Raw genomic sequence first — 21,507 nt, 5'->3', positions numbered from 1 at the left:
GCTGTCGTGATCAGCGCGAGGCGATCCAGCCGACGAGCGCGCTCCAGGCAGGGGTGGAGAACGCGAGGACGTCGCCGCTCGCGTTCTTCGAGTCCCGGACCAGCGCGTCGCGGGCCAGTGACACCTCGACGCACTCGCCCTCTTCCGTACCGTTGCTGTAGCTGCTCTTACGCCAGGTGCGGTCCTGAGTCATCGTGTCCCTCTCGCGGTCGGCCGACGTACTCCGCCAGCTTGCTCCGCGATTGTTCCGCACCCAAGGAAACCTGATCCAGGCGATCGAAAAGCAGCCGGGTGCGTGCGATCGCGCCCAGATCTTGCACGAACACGTGCGTGAGGTCGGTCTCGCTGAAGGCGATGGGACGAGCCTTCTCGTACTCCCACAAGACGCAACTTGAGGCGGCCAGAGGCGCGTCCGCAGGCACGATCCGGATCGTGTGCGTGTTGAACAGCAGTCGTGCGTACTGATCCTCCATGATCTCGCTGCTTCCGACCTGAAGCTCCAGCGCATGCTCATGGACGTAAAACAAGCAAGTCGGCCGATTGTGTCGGCGGAGGATCGTCTGGCGGTCGGTTCGGAACTGGACGAGGTCCGGGATGCGGGTCTCGGTCACCTGTCCTGTCATCCGGTAGAGGCCATCAGCGTATTCCGGAGTCTGGACCAGGCCAGGTATCGACTGCGGTGAGTAGCTCGTGATGGTCGTGGCCGTGGACTCGGCCATCACGACCGTGCGGAGGTTGTCCGACACCTGCACGATGTAGTCGTCGAACGCGTAGTGGTACCGGCGCTTGAACTCCATCACGTAGTCGATGTCCTTGCCGCACATCGACAAGAACTGGATCAGGTCGATCTCGCTGGCGCGCGCCTTGCCGTGCTCGATGGTGGAGATCTTGCTGGGGTCCCAGCCGAGCTTCTTCGCGAGTTCGTTGCTCTTGAGGCCGGTACACGTCTCTCGCAGCCTCCGGAGCTCGTCGCCCAGGTCCCTGCTGTACGCGGTGGAGGGAGTCATGCGTCGACGCTATGGGTTGTATTCAATACAAGAAGCCGCTCGTTCGGGTGAAAACGGTGGCGGGACCGGTTCTTCTTTCCCTCAGCTTGCATCTTTCGCTTAGCGACATCTCGTGTTTACCGTTCCAGGTGTGAGAGCGCTCTCAAAGGTGAGATGGCTGGCCGGCCTGGCCGCCGCAGCGATTGCCCTGCCGTCACTGGCGTCGTCCACCGCCGCGTCCGCGGCCGAGGACTACACGCAGAACGTGACGGCGCTGGACGCCACTCAGGCGAGGATCAACTTCACGCCGACGACCCCTGCCCTCTACGTCGACGTGCACTACCTGATCACCGGTACTCCGCAGCAGAACTTCCGCATGACCAACAACGCCGGCACCTGGCAGAAGACCGTCGGGTCGCTGTCGTCGGGCACGGTGATCGAGTACTGGTTCACCTACGAGAAGAGCGGGCCGCAGTACGACACCCCGCACTTCACCTACACCCACGGCAGCACACCGCAGCAGGTTGCGACGCCGTCGTTCAGCCCGCCCGGTGGCGCGTACACGTCCGGGCAGACCGTGACGATCACTACCGCGACGAGCGGTGCGACCATCCGGTACACAGTGGACGGTTTGACACCTACCGCGAGCTCTCCCGTCTACAGCGGGCCGATCTCCGTGCCCACCAGCCGGACCGTCAACGCCATCGGCATCAAGGCGGGCCTCACGAACTCCGCCGTGGCGAGCGCGACGTACACGATCGGCACGCAGGAGGGGTGCGTCCAGTCGGACACGCCGAACTTCGGGCCGAACACGCGCGTCTTCGACCCGAGCATGTCGGCGCAGAGCATCCAGGCGCAGCTCGACACCGACTTCAACAACCAGAAGGACACGCTGACCGCGCAGATGGCGCCGCGCCGGGTCGCGCACCTCTTCAAGCCCGGCACCTACAACGTCCACGACGACGTCGGCTACTACACGTCGGTCTCGGGTCTCGGGCGCAACCCCGGTGACGTCGTGATCAACGGCGACATCACCGTCGACGCGTTCAACGAGTCCGACAAGGGTGTGGCGCTGCAGAACTTCTGGCGTTCGGCCGAGAACATGGCGGTCAACCCGAGCAGCGGCACCAACCGGTGGGCTGTGGCGCAGGCCGCACCGTTCCGCCGCATGGACATCCGCGGCAACCTGGCGCTGTACCCGGCGTCGTACGGCTTCGCGAGTGGTGGTTACACGGCCGACACCCGCGTGTCCGGTCAGACGGCGTCCGTCTCGCAGCAGCAGTGGTACACGCGTGATTCCAACTACGGCAGCTGGGACGGCGGCGTCTGGAACATGGTGTTCTCCGGAACGCCGGGCGCTCCCGCGAACACGTTCCCGTCGCCGCCGGAGACGACGCTCGCGACGACGCCGATCTCGCGTGACGTGCCCTACCTCTACTTCGAGGCGGGCAAGTACCGGGTGTTCCTGCCTTCCTTGCGCACCAACGCTTCCGGGGCTTCGTGGATCAACGGCGGCACGCCGGGAACCTCGTTGCCGATGAGCCAGTTCTACGTCGTCAAGGCCGGCGACACCGCCTCGACGATCAACGCGGCGCTGGCGCAGGGCTGCAACCTGTTCTTCACGCCCGGTATCTACAACGTCGACCAGACGATCAACGTGACCCGCCCGAACACCGTCGTCCTGGGCATCGGGTACGCGACGATCGTGCCGCAGAACGGCGTCACCGCCATGCAGGTCGCGGACGTCGACGGCGTGCGGATCAAGGGCATCCTGTTCGACGCGGGCACGACCCTGTCTCCGTCGCTGCTCACGGTCGGCCCGTCCGGCTCGTCTTCGAGCCACGCGTCCAACCCGACGACGTTGCAGGACGTGTTCTTCCGGGTCGGCGGGGCCGTGGCGGGCAAGGCGACCAACAGCCTGGTCGTCAACAGCCACAACACGATCATCGACCACACCTGGATCTGGCGCGCCGACCACGGCAACGCCGGCACCTGGGGCTGGAACGAGGCGATCGGTGACACGGGCCTGGTGGTGAACGGCAACGACGTGCTGGCGACCGGCCTGTTCGTCGAGCACTACCAGAAGTACCAGGTGATCTGGAACGGCGAACGCGGGCGGACCATCTTCTTCCAGAACGAGATGCCGTACGACGTGCCGAACCAGGCGGTGTGGAACAGGCCGAACGGGCAGGCCGGGTACGCGGCCTACAAGGTCGGGGACAACGTCACCACGCACGAGGCGTGGGGGCTGGGGAGCTACTGCTTCTTCAACGTCAACCCTTCGGTGCGCGCCGAGAACGCCTTCGAGGTGCCGCAGCGGTCCGGCGTGAGGATGCACAACCTGCTCACCGTGTCGCTCAACTACCAGGGAACGATCACCCACGTGATCAACAACGTGGGCGGGGTGACGCCGCCGGGCACGGTGCCGGTGAACGTCGTCAACTACCCGTAGCGCTGGGACGACGGGCCCGCCGGCAGCCGTCGGCGGGCCCGATTTCGTTCTGCGGGCATCGCATTGCATGATGCGTGGCATGTCGATCGAGCGGGGCGCCGAGTTCGCCGAGTTCTGGGCCGAACGGCACCTGTGCACGTTGTCCACGGTCCGTCCCGACGGGACTCCCCACGTGGTGCCGGTGGGAGTCACGCTCGACGCCGAGAACGGCATCGCGCGGATCATCACGCACGGCGCGTCGTGGAAGGTCAAGCACGTGCGCAAGGCCGGCTACGCGGCGGTGTGCCAGGTGGACGGTCGCCGGTGGTCGACGCTGGAGGGGCCCGCGGTCGTTCGCGAGGACGCGGCGTCCGTGGACGAGGCCGTGCGGCGGTATGCGCTGAGGTACAAGCAGCCTCGGGTCAACCCCGAGCGCGTGGTGATCGAGATCCAGGTGAAGCGTGTCACCGGCACCGTCTGACGTCGTCGTGGTCGGCATCGGGGCCGACGGGTGGGACGGGTTGTCGCCGGCCGCGCAAGCCGCGATCCGGTCCGCGCGGGTGTTGATGGGGAGCACGCGGCAGCTGGACCTGGTGCCGAGGGATCTCGGGCGGACCGGCGACTCGTCGGCGCCGGGTGATCAGGAGCGCGTGGCCTGGCCGTCGCCGCTGGTCCCGGCCTTGCCCGCGTTGTTCGAGAAGTACCGGGACGTCTGCGTGCTGGCGTCCGGTGACCCCATGTTCCACGGCATCGGCACCACCCTGGTCCGGTTGCTGGGCTCGCGTGTTTCCGTCATCCCGCACCCGTCGTCGGTGTCGCTGGCCTGCGCGCGGCTCGGGTGGGCGTTGAACGAGGTCGAGGTCGTGTCGCTCGTCGGGCGGTCGCCTGACCTGCTGCGACCCGTGTTGACGCCGGGGCGGCGGGTGCTCGTGCTGGGCGGTGACCCGGCAACGGTTGCCGCTCTGGCGGGGCCGATCACCGTGCTGGAGCAGCTGGGTGGGCCCGCCGAACGGGTGTACCGGTGGTCCGGGGAGGACGCGGACCCGTTGTGCGTCATTGCCCTGGAGCCCACCGGCGACGCATACTCCCGCGTGCCGGGTTTGCCGGACGACGCTTACGAGACCGATGGTCAGCTGACGAAGCGCGAGGTGCGGGCGATTTCGCTGTCGAGATTGGCGCCGCTGCCGGGGCAGCTGCTGTGGGACGTGGGAGCCGGGTCGGGCTCCATCGCGATCGAGTGGGCGCGGACGCATCCGACGTGCCGGGCGATCGCCGTTGAGCAGTCCGCCGAACGTGCCGAGCGGATCGTGCGCAACGCGGCGTCTTTGGGCGTGCCGGGTGTGGACGTCCACATCGGACGCGCGCCGGAAGCGTTGGAAGGGCTGGAGAAGCCCGACGCGATCTTCATCGGCGGCGGGCTGACCGTGCCGGGCGTGGTGCAGGCGTGCTGGGACGCGCTGGCCTCCGGCGGGCGGCTGGTCGTGAACGCCGTGACGCTGGAGTCCGAGGCCGTGGTGGCGCAGTGGTACGCGCGGCTCGGCGGTGACCTGGTCCGGATCGCGGTCAACCGCGGGTCGGCGGTCGGCGGGTTCACCGGCTGGCGCCCGCACATGCCCGTGACGACGTGGAGCGTGCTCAAGTGACCGTGCACTTCATCGGGGCGGGCCCCGGTGCCGCCGACCTGATCACGGTGCGGGGACGCTCGTTGATCGAGTCGTCGCCGGTGTGCCTGTACGCGGGCGCGCTGGTGCCCGTCGAACTGCTGGACTTCTGCCCGGACGGCGCGCGTCTCGTCGACACGGCGTCGCTGACGCTGGACGAGATCGTCGCCGAGTTGGTCGAGGCCTCGTCGCGGGGCCTGGACGTGGCTCGGTTGCACTCCGGGGATCCGGCGGTGTTCAGCGCGATGGCCGAGCAGATGCGGCGGCTGGACGCGCTGGGGATCGACTACGACGTCACGCCCGGCGTGCCCGCCTTCGCGGCCGCGGCGGCGTCGTTGCAGCGCGAGCTGACGGTGCCCGGTGTCGGGCAGACCGTGATCCTCACGCGGACCTCGCAGCGCGCCACGCCGATGCCTCCCGGCGAGGACCTGGACACGTTGGGGCGCAGTCACGCGACTTTGGTGCTGCACCTCGCGGTGCAACGAATCGCCGAGGTGGTCGCGGAGCTGGTGCCGAACTACGGCGCGGACTGCCCGGTCGCCGTGGTGGCGTATGCGTCCCGCGCTGACGAGATCGTGCTGCGGGGGACGTTGGACGACATCGCGGCGCAGGTGGCCGCAGCCGGGATCAAGCGGACCGCGGTGATCATCGTGGGGCAGACGCTGGGGGCGACGCAGTTCCCGGACAGCCACCTGTACTCGCCGACGCGCGTTCGATGATCCTGATCCTCGGGGGCACGGGGGAGGCCCGCGAGCTGGCGTCCCGGGTACCGGCGATTTCTTCGTTGGCAGGCCGGGTGAGCGATCCCCGTCTTCCTGTCGGCGAGGTCCGGATCGGCGGCTTCGGCGGAGTCGAGGGGCTCACCGAGTGGTTGCGGGACAACAAGATCTCCGCCGTGATCGACGCCACCCATCCGTTCGCGCGGCAGATCACCTCCAACGCCTTCGAGGCGTGCCAACGGGTCGGCGTGCCGTTCCTGATCCTTCGCCGGCCGGGGTTCGCGGCTCAACCAGGCTGGATCTGGGTGGACAGCGTCGCCGAGGCCGCGCGGAACCTGCCCGGCTCAAGGGTCTTCCTCACGACCGGGCGGCAGGACCTCGCCGAGTTCGCCGACTGCTCGCAGTGGTTCCTGGCGCGAATGGTCGAGCCGCCGGAACCGCCGATGCCGCAGCGGATCGAGGTGCTGCTGTCACGCGGTCCGTTCACTGTGGACGGTGAGCTGGAGCTGATGCGCGCGCACCGGATCGACGTGCTCGTCACCAAGGACAGCGGTGGCTCGATGACGTCGGCCAAGCTCGAAGCCGCGCGGCAGCTCGGGGTGCCGGTCGTGATCGTGCGGCGGCCACCGCTACCGCCCGCCCAGGTGGTGGACACCGTGGAGGGTGCGCTCGCCTGGTTGGGCCGCTGACCTGTCGAGGTCGTCGAGCTGCCGCTGGACGCGGGCGACATCGTTGTCACGGCCCTGCTGCCGGTACAGCTCCAGCGCTTCCCGCCACACCGAGCGAGCCTGGTCGACCTCACCGAGGGCGACGTGGGGATGGCCGAGGTTGTCGAGGGTGACGGCGGCCTCGACGGCGTTGCTGACGCTGCGGAAGAGGCCGAGTGCCTCCCGGTAGTGGTCGATGGCCCGGTGGTGGTCACCGGTGCGGTGGGCGATGAAACCCAGGCTGTCCAGGCAGTCCGCCTGGCCGTCGCGGTCCTGCTGGTGCCGGTGCAGGTCGAGGGCTGCCTGGCAGTGCGAGCGGGCGGTGTCGTAGTCGCCCAGGTGCGCGGCGTGCCAGCCCACCGTGTTCAGGGCGTCGGCTTCCCACACCGGCTCGTCCAGGTCGCGCAGGAGTGCCACGGCACGGCTGGCGTGTGCCAGTGCCTGCCGGTCGTCTCTGCGCTGTCCCCAGGCCCACGCGAGGGCGTGGTGTGTCCGCGCCTGCTGGGCGGGGTCGTCGTGGTGTTCCGCCACGGCGAGGGCGAGGTGCAGGTGAGCGATGGCTTGCTCGTGCTGCCCCAACTCGGCGTGGGCGTGGCCGAGCCGCCGTTGTGCGTGGATGAGGGCGGCGGGATCGGGCAGTCGTTCGGCGGCGTCGACGGCGGCCTGCCAGACGGCCAGGTCGTCGTGGCGGTGTCCCCGTCGCAGGTGGAACGTGGCCAGCGCCCAGGCCAGGTGCCACACGGCCTGGTGGCGGTCGTGAGCTGCGGCGGTGTGCTGGGCGGCCAGCAGATGGGGGTGGTGGGCGTCCAGCCAGGCCAGTGCGGAGGGGCGGTCGCTCAACGGGTGGGGGCGGGCCCCTGGGGCGGGCGGGTCGAGCGGGATCGGCGGGCGGTGGGGTTCCAGGATCCGGTCGGCGGTGTCGGTGGTGTGCAGGTAGAAGTCGACCACCCGGTCCATCGCCGCCCGCCGCACCGGTTCGAGGAGGTCACGGGCGGTCTCCGCGGCGTAGGCGCGGACCAGGTCGTGCATTCGGCAACGGCCGTGCGGGTGCCGGTCGAGCAGTGAGTGCTCCTCCAGGGTGCGCAGGACTTTGCGGGTCTGTGCCTCGGAAAGACCGGTGAGGGCCGCGGCGGCGGGCAGGTCGATGTCCGGGCCGGGGGCGATTCCCAGCAGCGCGAACGTGACGCGTTGCTCGTCGGTCAGGCGGTGCAGGGACCACGACAGCACGGCGGGGAGGCTGGCCGTGGGGTCGATGTCGTGGTCGAGCACCGCGAGGCCGAGGTCGCGCAGTTCGGCGGCGTGCTCCGCGAGCGGGATGGCGGGATGGGTGGTGGCGTGGCGGGCCGTGATCGCCAGGGCCAGGGGGTGGCGGCCGCACAGTTCGATCAGGTCGTTGGTCAGACCGGGTTCGGCGTTGACCCGCCGGTCGCCGATGCGGGTTGCCAGCAGGGCGCGGGCCTCGCCCGGGCTGAGGACGCCTAGCGGCAGGTGGCGGGCGCCGTGGCGGTCGATCAACGAGGACAGGGTGGTGCGGCCGGTGACCAGCACGGTGCAGGTCGGGCTGCCGGGCAGCAGGGGGATCACCTGGTCCGCGGTGGCGGCGTTGTCCAGGACGACGAGGATCTGCTTGCCCGCCACCAGACTCCGGTACAGCGAGGCCGCCGCGTCCAGGTCCGACGGGAGGTTGTCGGCGTCCTGGCCCAGGGCGTTGAGGAAGCCGCGCAGCGCGTCGGCGGGATCGGTGGGGCGGCCGGTGGGGCTGAACCCGTGCAGGTCGACGAACAACTGGCCGTCGGGAAACCGGTGCAGGTTGCGGTGCGCCCACGTGAGGGCGAGCCACGTCTTGCCGATGCCGCCCGCGCCGCCGATCGCCGAGATCACCACCGTCGCCTGGCCGTTCGTGGAGAGGGCTCGGTCCAGCTCGGCCAGTTCGAGGGCGCGGCCGGTGAACAGCGCGGGAGCGGCCGGAAGTTGGCGCGGCACCACCGGCGAGGCGTTCGCGGGGTCGGTGAGGCCGGGGTCGGCGGCCAGGATCCGCTGGTGGAGCTCACGCAGGTGCGGCCGGGGATCGACGCCCAGCTCCTCGGCCAGCCGGGCGCGCAGCTGCTCGTAGTGCTCCAGCGCGTCGGCCTGGCGACCGCTGCGGTACAGGGCGAGCACGAGCTGGGCCGCCACCTGTTCGTCCAGCGGGTGCGCCCGGGCACGCGTGGTCAGCTCGGGCAGCAACGCGGCGTGCCGGCCTCGGCGCAGCGCCAGGTCGAGACGGTCGGTGTCGGCGGCGAACCGCTCGCGCTCCAGTTCCTGGCGCACCGCGGCGATCCACGGCGTGTCCAGACCGGCCAGCGCCTCACCCCGCCACACCTGTGCGGCCTGCTCCAGCAGGTCCGACGCGTGGACCTCGTCGGGAGCGGCAGCGGCATCGGCGACCAGGCGCCGGAACCGGTGCAGGTCCACGTGGTCGGGTGCGACCAGCAGGACGTAGCCTCCGCCGCGCCGTTCGATCACCACCTCGTCCGCGACGCCACCGGCGGACAACAGGGAACGCAGCCGCGACAGGTAGTTGCTCACCAGCTGCCGGGCCCGCCGGGGTGGGCGTTCTCCCCAGATCCGGTCCACCAGCCCGTCGGTGGAGACCACCTGGTTGGCCTCGATCAGCAGCATCCCCAGCACGTACCGCTGGCGGGCGTGCCCGAGGTCCACCTCCGTTCCGTCGACCAGAACCTCGACCTGACCCAGCACCCGCAGCTCCACCCTCACCCGCGCAGGTCCCCCTCCGATCGCGGCACGGCGCTGCTTCCGGTTTATGCCCAAAGGACTCTGCACGGCACCACTGAACAGCCGATTCGCAGAACGTTGTGTGACCGGACGAAAACGGGTGTCCACGCTGGCCTTCGCCCCGGCCGCCATGACGAACGCAAGGAGAAGCGCATGTCAGGTGGATTCAGGCGACTCGCCTGCTTCCTGTCCGTCCTGCTGTTGAGCGCCGGCTTGACCGGCACCGCGACAGCAGCACCAGCCGCCCCGCTCGTCGTGTTCAGCGGGCCCGGCATCGAGATGTCCACGCAGGGCGACGTGTCCGCGGCCGCGATCCGCTGCGATGTGGGTGTCGGCAACGACGTCACCCTCTACGACGGTCAGCTCCACGTCACCTGGGCGATCGCCTGCCGGGACACCGCGACCAACCAGTTGTCGCCCCTGGTCAGGGACATCACCATGCAGATCGGCATCCGCAAGGGCAGCAGCATCATCCCGCCGGCCAGCCCTCCGTGCGTGACGCCTGGCCCGTCCGCGACGTGCTCCCACCACGTGGTCTACGACGGGTTCACGGGGAAGACCGACAGCGTGATGTACGCCCAGGTGACCTGGTGGGACAACTACCCGACGCTCACCGGGGGATTCCTCTCCGCCGGAAAGATCATCACCTGAGCCGCGTTCGCTGACGGCGCTGTTCCAGCAGTGACCACCTCGCCGTCGAGGGGACGGCAAGGCGGTCACTGCTGGAGGGACGGTGCGGGATGCTCTCGCTCGGCCGGCCGCCGTCACGAGTCGTGGCTGAGCTGATCGGTGTCCGCGGCCCGGTGGCGGAGACTATTCGCCCAGTGCGCAGGCAATGGCCTGCTCCGGGGTCATCCGTGCCCCCTCCTGAAGGGCGTCGTGGTAGGCGCGTTCACCGAGTGCTTCGCGAGTTCGCGTCCGCCAGTCCTGCCTCTGGTCGATCAGGAGGTCGAAACCGAACAGCGGCCGGCCGATCGGCTCCCACATCTTGTCCGCCGCCCCCTGCAGCACGGCCGCCCGAGTCCAGTCGCTCTCCGTCGCGGCGACCCACGCGAGGAGATCCACACCGAACGGGTAGCCCAGCCGGTCCGTCACGTCACGTTTGACGCGGAGGCACTCGCACAGGTGAGTCGCCGCTTGCCGGGGATCGCCCGCGGTCAGCCACACGATGCCGATCGCGTTCAACGCCCACGACAAGGCCCAGCGTTCGCCCAGGGACGCACAGATGCTCCGGCACTCGTCGAGCAGGTCCATGGCACGACCGGTGTCGTCGGCCATACCGGCGACGAAGATCTGGATCGGATAGATGATCACCGCCGGCGCGGTCCACCGGTCCGATGCCCGGCGGCGGGCCAGCACGTCATCGAGGAGCGGAATCGCCTGCGGCGGGTCGCCGGCCACCACACGCGCCCAGCCGAGGTGCTGGGTCGCCTCGGTCAGGGCGGTGTCGTCGCCCAGCGCCAGGGCGAGGTCCCGGCTTTCCTCCAGCAGAGCCAGACCGCTCTGGTAGTCGCCCTGCAAGCTGGCGATCCAACCGGTGACCCACAGTGCTCGGGCGCGTTCCCGGCTGGGTGCAGGGCTGGCCCGCAGGGCCCTGTCGAGCCAGTACCGGCCGTCGCGGACGAACCCGCAGGCGATCCAGTAGAACCACAGTGCCGCGCTCAACCGCAGGCCGTCGCGGTCCTGCCCCGGCACCGTCAGGCAGTGGTCCAGCGCCGCGAAGAGGTTGGCCCGCTCGACCCGCAACCGCTCGGCCCACTCGGGCTGGCGCGGGCCGCTCGAGTCCCCGTCGGCCTGCTCGGCCAGGCGCAGGTAGTAGTCGCGATGCCGGCTCTGCGGCCCAGCCGTGTCATCGGTCTCGGCCAGCCGTTGCCGCCCGTACTGGCGGATGGTCTCCAGGGTCCGGTACCGCACCCCGGTGGCGCGCTCCTCCCGGACCAGAACCGATTTGTCGATCAGTCCGGTCACCGCCTCGAAGACCTCGTCGGGGGCCAGCCCCAGGCCGGCGCACACCTGTTCGGCCGCATCCAGGTCGAAATCCCCGGCGAACACCGAACACCTGGCCCAGAGCAGCCGTTCCGGCTCCGAGCACAGCTCGAAGCTCCAGTCGACCGTCGTCCACAGGGTGTTGTGGCGCGGCAGGGCGGCGGGAGCTCCACCCTTCAGCAACGCGAACCGGTCCTCCAGCCGGGCCAGCAACTCCTCCACCGACAACACCCGCAGCCGGACCGCGGCCAGCTCGATCGCCAGCGGCAGTCCGTCCAGCCGCCGGCACAGTCGCGTCACCTCCGGCTTGTTGTCCTCGGTCAGCACGAAACCGGGGGCGGCGGTGGCCGCCCTGTCCGCGAACAACGCCAGCGCGTCGCACAGGTGCGCGGGCACCGATGCGCCGGCCTCGGTGGAGGGCAGCGACAGCGGTGGGACGGGCCAGCGGTGTTCACCGGGGACGCCGAGCGGTTCCCTGCTGGTGGCCAGCACGGACAACCCTGGCGCGGCCTTCAGCAACCGGCTCACCAGCCGGCCGCACTCATCCAGCAAGTGCTCGCAGTTGTCCAGGATCAGCAGCAGGCGCTTGTCCTTCAGGAACGCGGTGAGCACGCTCACCGGATCCCGCCGCGAGTGGTCGCGCAGGCCCAGCGCAGCGGCGATGGTCTGCTCCACCCGCGCCGGATCGCCGAGCGCGGCCAGTTCCACCAGCCACACCCCGTCGGGAAACCTCCGGCGAACCGCGCGCCCCACGTGCAGGGCCAGCCGGGACTTGCCCACCCCGCCGACCCCGGTCAAGGTCACCAACCGGGCCGCCGACAGCACGCGCCGCACTTCGGCGGTGGCCTGCCGCCGACCCACGAAACTCGTCATGTCGGCCGGCAGATTGCCCGCCTCCCGCGTGTGTCCGACGTCAGCGGTCATCAGGCCCGGCTCTCCTGTTGTTCGGTGACCCACGTGGCCACCTGGGTGCGTGTGGTCAGTCCGAGTTTCGCGAGGATGTTCTCGACGTGGCCCTCTGCGGTGCGCTGAGAGATCACCAACCGGGCGGCGATCTGCTTGTTGGTCAGGCCCTGGGCGACCAACTCGGCAACCTCCTGTTCGCGCGGGGTCAGCCTCGTGGCGGCGCCGGCGGGGGCCGGCACCCCCTGTGGTTTCTCGTTCAGCGCGCACGCGATGGCGTCTGCCAGGGCCAGGTCCGTGCCGCGCTGGAAAGCGGTCCGGAAGGCACGCTCGCCCAGTGCGAGACGAGTCCGTTTTTCGCACTCCTCGTGATAGCCGAGCATGGGCCGGATCGTGGTGGGGGACGCGCCGAGGGTGTGCCAGAGCGCGTGCGCGGCGCCGAGAAGGTGCGCGGCGTGGCGGGGATCCGGCGCGCCGGCCGCGATCCAGGCCAGTGCCTCCAGGCACCAGGCGATGCCGAGCAGGTCCTCGATCAGGCGCTTGAGACGCAGACTCTCCCGCACCAGCCCGGCCGCTCGCCGGGAATCGCCCTGCTGCCAGACCGCCAGGCCGAGGGCCCACAGGGACAGCGACCGGTACCAGACCTCCCCGCGGGGTTCGGTGATCGCCAGCACCTCCTCGTGGCAGGCCAGGGCCCGTGCCGCGTCACCCCGCACCCCGCTGTACACGGCGAGGGCGAAGAGGGCGTCGAGCAGCCGGGGAAGGTCGTTCCCGGCACGGAGCGCATCGAGGACCGCGTCCAGCAGTGCGACCGAGCGGGGCAGGTCCCCCCGGTACCCCGCCACGTACCCGGCGGCGAGGGTGAACAACGCGTGCGTCGAGGCGTCGTCCAACTGCTTCGCGACCTCCTCGCCCTCGTCCACCAGGGCTGCGGCGGCCTCGACATCGTTCTGCTGTCCGGCCAGCATGGAGTCCGCGTAGAGGGCTCGGGCCCGGTCCACGCAGGGGCGGGGCTGCTGGGCCAGGGCGTGGTCGAGCCAGTACCTGCCCTCGCTGAGCTGCCCCCGCCCGAACCAGTACAGGTACAGCGACGTGGCCATCCGCAGGCCGGCCCCTGCTTCGCCGGGTTCGGTGAGGCAGAACTCCAACGCGGCCCGCAGATTGGGGTACTCCCGCTCCAGGCGGGTGAACCAGTCCACCTGTCGGACACTGATCCACTCGGCCTCGGCGCCCGCCACCAGCGCGGCACACCAGTCTCGATGTCGCCGGCGCAGCGCGGTCTCCTGGCCGGATTCCCGCAGCCTGTCCTGGCCGTACTCGCTGAGGGTGTCGAGCATCCGGTACCGCACGTCGCCGCCGTCCTGCCGGATCAGGATCGACTTGTTCACCAGTGAGGTCACCAGGTCGAGCACGTCCTCCGACGCCAGGCCGTCCCCGGCGCAGACGCCTTCCGCCGCGGCCAGTTCGAAGCCACCGGCGAACACCGTCAGCCGAGCCCAGAGCCGTTGTTCCGCGCTCGTGCACAGCTCGTAGCTCCACTCGATGCTGGCCTGCAGGGTCCGCTGCCGCGTCGGCGCGCTGCGCGGACCAGCGGCCAGCAGCCGGAACCGGTTGGACATCCGGTTCAGGATCTCCTGCGGCGCCAGCGCCGCCAGTCGCGCCGCCGCGAGCTCGATCGCCAGTGGCAGGCCTTCCACCCGGCGGCAGATCTGTGCGACCGCGTCCAGGTTGTCCGCGGTGAGGCAGAACTCCGGCACCACCGCCACGGCCCGCTCGACGAACAGGGCCACCGCCGGGACCTGGGGCAGCCCTCGCAGGGTGGGTGGCTGTGCCAGGTCCGGTACCGGCAGCGGCGGTACCGGCAGCGTGACCTCCCCTCCGACACCCAGCCCCTGCCGGCTGGTGGCCAGCACCCGCAACCCCGGGCAGGCCCGCAACAGCGCGTCGACCAGTTTCGCGACCGGGTCCACCAGGTGCTCGCAGTTGTCCAGCACCAGCAGGACGTTTCGTGCCGCCAGGTACTCGGTCAGCAGCGTCATCGGTGGGCACGCCGAGTGGTCTCCCGGTCCCACGGTGGCCTGCTCCCGCAGTCCCAGAACGGCGGCCACGGTGTGCGCCACCAGCTCCGGATCCCGCAGCTCGCCCAGTTCGACCAGCCACACACCGCCGTCGAAGGACCGCCGCACCTGTGCGGCCACCCGCAGTGCGAGCCGGGACTTGCCGATCCCGCCGAACCCGGTCAAGGTCACCAGACGAGAGACCGACAACACCCGCTTGGCCTCGGTCACCTCCCGCCGGCGGCCGACGAAACTGGTCAACTCCACGGGCAGATTCCCGGCCTCGCCCGGAGCGATGAGCGACATGACACCTTCATCCCTGCGACCACGGTTGCCGGTCGACTTTCGGGGTCAGTCGAACCCAAACGGGCCTACCACGTCAATCGCCGACATACATGGTCCGTATGGCCGCAGGGAAGGAGGCTAATCAGTCGGATAGCGGCGCGGCGTGAACACCACGCCCGCGTCCGTGACGACGGTCTGGGACGAGCCGATGATCAGCAGGCAGCGCATGTCGATCGTGTCCGGGTCGAGCGTCTTCAACGTTCCGACGCGGATCTCTTCCTCGGGACCGCCGACGTCACGTCCGACGACGACCGGCGTGTCCGGGGAGCGATGCTGCAGCAGCAGGTCGCGCATCTCGTGGACCTGGTGCGTGCGGGCCTTGGAGGCCGGGTTGTAGATCGCGATCACCAGGTCGGCCTTGGCGGTGGCGGTCAAACGTTCGGCGATGACGTCCCACGGTTTGAGCCTGTCGCTCAACGAGATCACCGCGTAGTCGTGGCCCAGCGGTGCACCGGCCTTGGCCGCCACGGCGTTCGCCGCCGTCACGCCCGGGATGACCCGCACCGGGACGTCACCGGCTTCCGCTGCGACCTCCAGGACGGCCGTGGCCATCGCGAAGACGCCGGGATCGCCGGACGACACGACCGCGACCCGCTTGCCCTTGCGCGCCAGGTCCAGCGCGAAGGCGGCACGTTCCGACTCGACCTGGTTGTGGGAGGCGTGTTTCGTCTGGCCGGGCCGGTCGGGGAGGCGGTTGAGGTAGGTGGTGTAACCGACGAGCTCGTCGGCGGCTTCGAGTTCCTGGCGGGCTTCCGGTGTGAGCCAGGCGGTCTTGCCAGGGCCCAGACCCACGACGGTCACCTCGCCCTTGCGCGCCTCGGGCTTGGAGTTGCTGGGCAGCAGCGCCAGGGAGAAGTAGGGGACCTCGCCGGGGTCGACGTCGGCCAGCGGCGACATCTTCTGGCGGCCGGTGGTGGCGCGCTCGACGTACCAGGCACCGTCGAGCCTGCCGGAGGCTTCGAGGGCCGTCTTGACGTTGCCGAAAGTGCGGCCCAGCTTGAGGATCGCGGCCGAGTCGGTGTCGGCCAGGCGGGTCGCGAGCTCGGCGGGAGGCAGCGTGCCGGGCAGGATGGTGAGGACCTCGTCGCGCTCGACCAGCGGGGTGCCGAGAACAGCACTCGCACCGCTGACGCTCGTGACGCCGGGCACGACCTCCCACTCGTAGCGGTCGGCGAGCCGCTTGTGCATGTGCATGTAGGAGCCGTAGAAGAACGGGTCTCCGGCGGCGAGGACGACGACGTCACGTCCGGCGTCGAGGTGCGCGGCGAGCTTGGCCGCGGCCTCTTCGTAGAACGCGTCGATCTCGCCCTGGTAGTCGTCGGTGTCCTCGGTGGTGACCGGGTAGACGAGCTGTTCCATGATCTGGCCGTCGCGGAAGTACGGTGCCGCAATGGTTTTGGCGACACTGCGCCCGTGCCGCGCGCTGTGGAACGCGATCACGTCGGCTTCCCCGATGAGCCGTGCGGCCTTCACCGTCACGAGTTCCGGGTCACCGGGACCCAGCCCGACGCCGTAGAGCTTGCCCGTCATTCTTCCTCGCTCGCGATCGCGTTGATGGCCGCCGCCGTCATGGCACTGCCGCCGCGCCGGCCGTGCACCACGAGGTGCTCCAGATCCGTTGCGGCCAAAGCTTCTTTGGACTCCGCGGCACCGATGAACCCGACCGGGATGCCCAAGATCGCGGCCGGCCGGGGCGCTCCTGCCTCGATCAGGTCGATCAGGTGGAACAGCGCGGTCGGGGCGTTGCCGATGGCGATCACGGCACCTTCGAAGCGGTCCTGCAGCAGCTCCAGGGCGGCGGCGCTGCGGGTGTTGCCGATCTCCTTGGCTCGCGAGGGAGTGCGCGGATCCTGGAGGTGGCAAAGGACTTCGTTGTCCTTGGGCAAGCGGCGGCGGGTGACGCCGGACGCGACCATGTTGGCGTCGCACAGGATCGGCGCACCTGCCTGGAGCGCCGCGCGAGCGTTGCGGACGACGCCGGGGGAGAAAGCGACGTCGTTCGGCAGGTCGGTCATGCCGCACGCGTGGATCATGCGGACCACGACTTTCGCGACGTCCTCTGGGAACCTGGTGAGGTCCGATTCCGCGCGAATGGTGGCGAAGGACTGGCGGTAGATCTCCGCGCCGTCCTTGATGTACTCCGTCACCTGATCTCCTCGTAGCCGTCGCCGGTCGCGACGAACTCGATCACATCGCCGGCGGGGCGACCGCATCGGCGTGCACAGCCCGACCAGTGAACCGGGCCGGGAGTGTCGGACCTGCTCCCTAGAATTGAAATTGGGGGTACCCGGCCTGGCACGTGTGTGTGGTGGGACGCGTCAACCCAAGCGCGCGCATCGGCGCGTACGTCGGAGAGCGACTTGGCGCAGCCGGGGCGCCCGGTGCAGGCGCTGACGCCGTGCCACGGCGAGTCCGGATCCGTGATCAGCCCCGAGACGTCGGTTCCGGCAGGCACGACCAGGCTCCGCCACGGCGTCAGCCGGATCGGGACGCCGGGGAGCTGGTGCGCGTCCAGGCGGCCCAACGGCACGCCGGGAGTCGTGGGCGAAGGTGCGACGGGCGTCACAGCCGGGGTGATCCGCGGGGCGTCGGAAACACCGAAGTGCTCGGTGATCTTTCGCACACCGCCGTCCACTTCGGACAGGCGCCAGGCGGTCCCGCGCATCCCCTGGAAGAGGCGGGCAGCGGTCAGCAGGGCGTCGACGGGGTCGTGAACTCGGACACCTGTATCGGTACCGGCGAGCAGGAGCACCTCTCCGACCAGCCCGAAGTCGCCGCCCAGACCACTCACCGCGTGCCCCACCGTGACGAGAAAACGCCCTGGCAGCGCGGCCAGCAGCGGGTCCGCGCACAACGCCGCGTCCAGCGCGTCGACCAGCGACTGGTTGTCCTCCAGTGGCGCCGCGATGATGTTGCGGATCCGCTCGTGCGTCGCGGACGGCAACAGGCCCGCCGCACGCAACCGTTCACCCAGCTCCACGCCGTCCGCGAGGCCCCTGATCTGGAGGTTCGCCCGCGAGGTCAGTTCCAGCGAGCCGGATCCGAGCTCCAGTGCCGCGACCCGCACGACGTCCCACTGAGCAGCGGAAAGCGTGCCGCCGGGGACCCGGATGCGCGCCAGCCCGCCGTCGGCCGCGGGGTGCAGCTCTACGGCGCCGGGGCAGGCATCCGGGTGACTACGCATAGGTCGGACTGTAACCCGCCGGTTAGGGTGAGCCCGAACGACGAAGCGCAGGAGGAAGCCGGTGTGAATCCGGCGCGGTCCCGCCACTGTGACCAGCGGACGCTGGGAGTCAGGAACTCCGCTTCGCCTGTCACCCGCAACCTGGGGCGAGGACCCCACGAGGGATGGAGCCTGCGTGATCCTGCTGCTGTCGACCTCCGACACCGACCTGCTGTCGGCGCGTGCGAGCGGTGCCGAGTACCGGCTCGGCAACCCGGCGCGCACCACCGTGGACGACCTTCCCGGGCTGACCCAGGACGTCGAGCTCGTGCTCGTGCGCATCCTCGGCGGGCGCCGGATGTGGGAGGAAGGGCTCGACTGGCTGCTGGCCAGCGGGCTGCCGGTGGTCGTGCTCGGCGGTGAGCAGCAGCCCGACGCGGCGCTGATGGAGCTGTCGACGGTGCCCGGTGGCGTGTGTGCCGAGGCGCACCTCTACCTGGCGCACGGCGGGCCGGCGAACCTGGCCGAGCTGCACAAGTTCCTGTCCGACACCGTCCTGCTGACCGGGCACGGCTTCGAGGCGCCCACGGCCACGCCCACGTGGGGTGTGCTGGAGCGGGAGACGACCGGAGAAGGCCCCACGGTCGCGGTGCTCTACTACCGCGCGCACCACGTGGCCGGGAACACGGCGTTCGTGCACGCGTTGTGCGACGCGATCGAGGCCAAGGGCGGCAAGCCGCTGCCCGTCTACTGCTCGTCGCTGCGCACCGCCGAGCCCGAGCTGCTGGACACGCTGTGCCAGGCCGACGCGCTGGTCGTCACGGTGCTCGCGGCTGGTGGCACGAACCCCGCCAAGGCGTCCGCCGGTGGCGACGACGACGCGTGGGACGTGGGTGCGCTGGCCGCGTTGGACGTGCCGATCCTGCAGGGGTTGTGCCTCACGTCGAGTCGTGAGTCGTGGGACGAGAACGACGACGGACTGTCTCCTTTGGACACCGCGACCCAGGTCGCGATCCCCGAGTTCGACGGCCGGATCATCACGGTTCCGTTCTCCTTCAAGGAGATCGACTCCGACGGCCTCACGGTCTACGTGGCCGACCCGGAACGGGCGCTGCGCGTCGCGGGCATCGCGGTCAGGCACGGGAAGCTGCGCCACATCCCGGTGGAGAACCGCAAGATCGCCGTGATGCTGTCGGCGTACCCGACGAAGCACTCGCGCATCGGCAACGCGGTCGGGCTCGACACGCCCGCGTCCACGGTCCGGCTGCTCAAGGCGATGCAGGAGCACGGCTACGACATCGGCGACGCGTTGCCCGGTGTCGAGGAGCTCGACGGCGACGCGTTGATCCACGCGCTGATCGCCGCCGGTGGCCAGGACGCGGACTGGCTCACGCAGGAGCAGTTCGAGAGCAACCCGGTGCGCATCGCGGCTGCCGACTACCGGGAGTTCTACGAGACGCTGCCGGAGGACTTCCGCGAGTCGATGCAGGAGCACTGGGGCGAGGCGCCCGGTGAGCTCTTCGTCGACCGCAGCAGGTCGAAGGACGGCGAGATCGTGCTGGCCGCGTTGCGGTCCAACAACGTCGTCGTGATCGTGCAGCCGCCGCGAGGGTTCGGCGAGAACCCCATCGCGATCTACCACGACCCCGACCTGCCGCCGTCGCACCACTACCTCGCGGCGTACCGGTGGATCGAGTCCGAGTTCGGCGCGGACGCCGTGGTGCACGTCGGCAAGCACGGCAACCTGGAGTGGCTGCCCGGCAAGACCGTCGGCATGTCGGCCTCCTGCGGCACGGACGCGGCACTGGGCGACCTGCCGCTGGTCTACCCGTTCCTCGTCAACGACCCCGGCGAGGGCACGCAGGCCAAGCGGCGCGCGCACGCCACGCTGGTCGACCACCTGGTGCCGCCGATGGCGCGGGCCGACAGCTACGGCGACATCGCGCGGCTGGAGCAGCTGCTCGACGAGTACGGCTCGATCTCCGCGATGGACCCGGCGAAGCTGCCGGCGATCCGCGCGCAGATCTGGACGTTGATCCAGGCCGCGAAGCTCGACCACGACCTCGGCCTGGACGACCGGCCACACGACGCGGAGTTCGACGAGTTCCTGCTGCACGTCGACGGCTGGCTGTGCGAGGTCAAGGACGTCCAGATCCGCGACGGTCTGCACATCCTCGGCGAGGCGCCGACCGGCAGCGTTCGCGTGAACCTCGTGCTCGCGATGCTCCAGGCACGGCAGATGTGGGGCGGTCAGGTCGCCGCGCTGCCCGGCCTGCGGGAGGCGCTCGGGCTCGTCGGCACGGCCCGTGAGGACGTTGACGCCGTTGAAGAACAGGCGCGTGCACTCGTCCAGGCGATGGAGGACGCGGGCTGGGACGTCGCCACGGCCAAGACCCTGCACGAATCCGCCGACGTGCAGAAGATCCTGGAGTTCGCGGCCCTGGAAGTGGTGCCGCGGCTCGCTCGCACCACGGACGAGATGACCAACGTCCTGCACGCGCTGGACGGCGGCTACATCCCGGCCGGCCCGTCCGGTTCGCCGTTGCGCGGCCTGGTGAACGTGCTGCCGACAGGTCGCAACTTCTACTCCGTCGACCCGAAGGCCGTCCCGTCACGCCTCGCGTGGGAGACCGGCCAGGCGATGGCGGACTCGCTGCTCGCCCGGTACCGCGAGGAGAACGACGGCGAGTGGCCCCCTTCGGTGGGTCTGTCGGTCTGGGGCACGTCCGCGATGCGCACGGCCGGTGACGACATCGCCGAGGTCTTCGCGCTGATGGGCGTGCGGCCGGTGTGGGACGACCAGTCCCGCCGCGTCACCGGACTCGAGGTCGTTCCGCTGGAGGAGCTGGGCAGGCCGCGCATCGACGTCACCGTCCGGATCTCGGGCTTCTTCCGGGACGCGTTCCCGCACGTCGTGTCCCTTTTGGACGACGCCGTGCAGCTGGTGGCGGCCCTGGACGAGCCGGTGGAGCAGAACTTCGTGCGGGCGCACACGCTGAAGGACCTGGAGGAGCACGGCGACCAGCGCCGGGCGACCCTGCGGATCTTCGGGTCGAAGCCGGGCGCGTACGGCGCGGGCGTGCTGCCGTTGATCGACAGCCGCAACTGGCGCGACTCGTCGGACATCGCCGAGGTCTACGCGGTGTGGGGCGGGTACGCGTACGGCCGCGGCGTCGACGGCATCTCGGCGCGTGAGGACATGGAGTCGGCGTACCGGCGGATCGCGGTGGCGGCCAAGAACATCGACACCCGCGAGCACGACATCGCCGACTCGGACGACTACTTCCAGTACCACGGCGGCATGGTCACGATGGTGAAGGCGTTGACGGGCAAGGCACCCGCGGCGTACGTCGGTGACAGCACGCGGCCGGAAGCGGTCCGGACCCGTACCCTCACCGAGGAGACCTCACGGATCTTCCGCGCCCGCGTGGTCAACCCGCGTTGGGTCGGGGCGATGCGCAACCACGGGTACAAGGGCGCGTTCGAGCTCCAGGCCACGGTCGAGTACCTGTTCGGCTACGACGCCACGACCGGTGTCGTCGCGGACTGGATGTACGAGAAGCTGACCGAGACCTACGTGCTCGACCCGGAAACCCGCAAGTTCCTGCAGACCAGCAACCCCTGGGCGCTGCACGGCATCGCGGAACGCCTCCTGGAAGCCGCCGACCGCAAGATGTGGGAGCACCCCGAGCCGTCCACTCTGGATGCCCTCCGCGCCGCCTACCTCGAAACCGAGGGCGACCTCGAAGACGGTGCCTGATTGATGAACGGCGC

At 70.0% G+C, this 21,507-nt stretch carries 15 protein-coding genes and 1 riboswitch; of the genes, 7 read left to right on the top strand and 8 right to left on the bottom strand.

What is annotated here, in order from left to right; genetic code table 11:
• Positions 1–10 precede the first annotated feature (10 nt).
• Positions 11–193 (bottom strand): DUF397 domain-containing protein, encoded by a 183-nt coding sequence (locus ACFOWZ_RS30620; RefSeq protein WP_382377382.1) that lies wholly within the window; start codon positions 191–193, stop codon positions 11–13.
• The gene (locus ACFOWZ_RS30615; protein ID WP_382377381.1) at positions 168–1,007 is read right to left on the bottom strand and encodes a helix-turn-helix domain-containing protein; all 840 of its coding nucleotides are present in this window, start codon (positions 1,005–1,007) and stop codon (positions 168–170) included. The genes ACFOWZ_RS30620 and ACFOWZ_RS30615 overlap by 26 nt, the downstream gene beginning before the upstream one ends.
• Before the next feature lie 157 nt (positions 1,008–1,164).
• Between ACFOWZ_RS30615 and ACFOWZ_RS30610 the strand changes: the two genes are divergently transcribed.
• The 5 genes from ACFOWZ_RS30610 (at position 1,165) to ACFOWZ_RS30590 (ending at position 6,486) form a co-directional block, all read left to right on the top strand.
• Complete coding sequence (locus ACFOWZ_RS30610; protein WP_382377636.1) at positions 1,165–3,438, top strand: chitobiase/beta-hexosaminidase C-terminal domain-containing protein; 2,274 nt, start codon at positions 1,165–1,167, stop codon at positions 3,436–3,438.
• A gap of 79 nt (positions 3,439–3,517) precedes the next feature.
• Positions 3,518–3,898: a PPOX class F420-dependent oxidoreductase gene (locus tag ACFOWZ_RS30605; protein ID WP_382377380.1), complete on the top strand. Its 381-nt coding sequence runs from the start codon at positions 3,518–3,520 to the stop codon at positions 3,896–3,898.
• A complete protein-coding gene (gene cbiE / locus ACFOWZ_RS30600; protein ID WP_382377379.1) occupies positions 3,879–5,060 on the top strand; it encodes a precorrin-6y C5,15-methyltransferase (decarboxylating) subunit CbiE in 1,182 nt (393 codons plus the stop codon). The genes ACFOWZ_RS30605 and cbiE overlap by 20 nt, the downstream gene beginning before the upstream one ends.
• Entirely contained in the window at positions 5,057–5,797 is a 741-nt protein-coding gene (cobM, locus tag ACFOWZ_RS30595; protein WP_382377378.1) for a precorrin-4 C(11)-methyltransferase, read from the top strand. Before cbiE ends, cobM begins: the two co-directional genes overlap by 4 nt.
• Complete coding sequence (locus ACFOWZ_RS30590; RefSeq protein WP_382377377.1) at positions 5,794–6,486, top strand: cobalt-precorrin-6A reductase; 693 nt, start codon at positions 5,794–5,796, stop codon at positions 6,484–6,486. Before cobM ends, ACFOWZ_RS30590 begins: the two co-directional genes overlap by 4 nt.
• Here ACFOWZ_RS30590 and ACFOWZ_RS30585 read toward each other — a convergent pair.
• Positions 6,427–9,261: an AfsR/SARP family transcriptional regulator gene (locus ACFOWZ_RS30585; protein WP_382377376.1), complete on the bottom strand. Its 2,835-nt coding sequence runs from the start codon at positions 9,259–9,261 to the stop codon at positions 6,427–6,429. The genes ACFOWZ_RS30590 and ACFOWZ_RS30585 overlap by 60 nt on opposite strands.
• A gap of 171 nt (positions 9,262–9,432) precedes the next feature.
• Between ACFOWZ_RS30585 and ACFOWZ_RS30580 the strand changes: the two genes are divergently transcribed.
• Positions 9,433–9,930, top strand: a complete 498-nt coding sequence (locus tag ACFOWZ_RS30580) for a hypothetical protein (protein WP_382377375.1) — start codon at positions 9,433–9,435, stop codon at positions 9,928–9,930.
• Between the two features lie 162 nt (positions 9,931–10,092).
• Here ACFOWZ_RS30580 and ACFOWZ_RS30575 read toward each other — a convergent pair whose 3' ends face one another.
• The 5 genes from ACFOWZ_RS30575 to ACFOWZ_RS30555 all read right to left on the bottom strand — a co-directional run bounded on the left by ACFOWZ_RS30575 (position 10,093) and on the right by ACFOWZ_RS30555 (position 17,754).
• Positions 10,093–12,189 (bottom strand): ATP-binding protein, encoded by a 2,097-nt coding sequence (locus ACFOWZ_RS30575; protein WP_382377374.1) that lies wholly within the window; start codon positions 12,187–12,189, stop codon positions 10,093–10,095.
• Entirely contained in the window at positions 12,189–14,531 is a 2,343-nt protein-coding gene (locus ACFOWZ_RS30570) for an ATP-binding protein (RefSeq protein ID WP_382377373.1), read from the bottom strand. The genes ACFOWZ_RS30575 and ACFOWZ_RS30570 overlap by 1 nt, the downstream gene beginning before the upstream one ends.
• 117 nt (positions 14,532–14,648) lie before the next feature.
• Positions 14,649–16,100: a precorrin-2 C(20)-methyltransferase gene (locus ACFOWZ_RS30565; protein ID WP_382377372.1), complete on the bottom strand. Its 1,452-nt coding sequence runs from the start codon at positions 16,098–16,100 to the stop codon at positions 14,649–14,651.
• A complete protein-coding gene (locus tag ACFOWZ_RS30560) occupies positions 16,097–16,717 on the bottom strand; it encodes a precorrin-8X methylmutase (protein ID WP_382377371.1) in 621 nt (206 codons plus the stop codon). The genes ACFOWZ_RS30565 and ACFOWZ_RS30560 overlap by 4 nt, the downstream gene beginning before the upstream one ends.
• A complete protein-coding gene (locus ACFOWZ_RS30555) occupies positions 16,714–17,754 on the bottom strand; it encodes a hypothetical protein (RefSeq protein ID WP_382377370.1) in 1,041 nt (346 codons plus the stop codon). Before ACFOWZ_RS30555 ends, ACFOWZ_RS30560 begins: the two co-directional genes overlap by 4 nt.
• An 8-nt stretch (positions 17,755–17,762) precedes the next feature.
• Positions 17,763–17,894, top strand: a riboswitch (cobalamin riboswitch).
• A gap of 35 nt (positions 17,895–17,929) precedes the next feature.
• Between ACFOWZ_RS30555 and cobN the strand changes: the two genes are divergently transcribed.
• Positions 17,930–21,493: a cobaltochelatase subunit CobN gene (cobN, locus tag ACFOWZ_RS30550; RefSeq protein WP_382377369.1), complete on the top strand. Its 3,564-nt coding sequence runs from the start codon at positions 17,930–17,932 to the stop codon at positions 21,491–21,493.
• Positions 21,494–21,507: the final 14 nt, after the last annotated feature.

Source organism: Lentzea rhizosphaerae, assembly GCF_042649515.1.
Lineage (GTDB): Bacteria > Actinomycetota > Actinomycetes > Mycobacteriales > Pseudonocardiaceae > Lentzea > Lentzea aerocolonigenes.
This window is presented reverse-complemented; position numbering and strand designations above follow the sequence as displayed.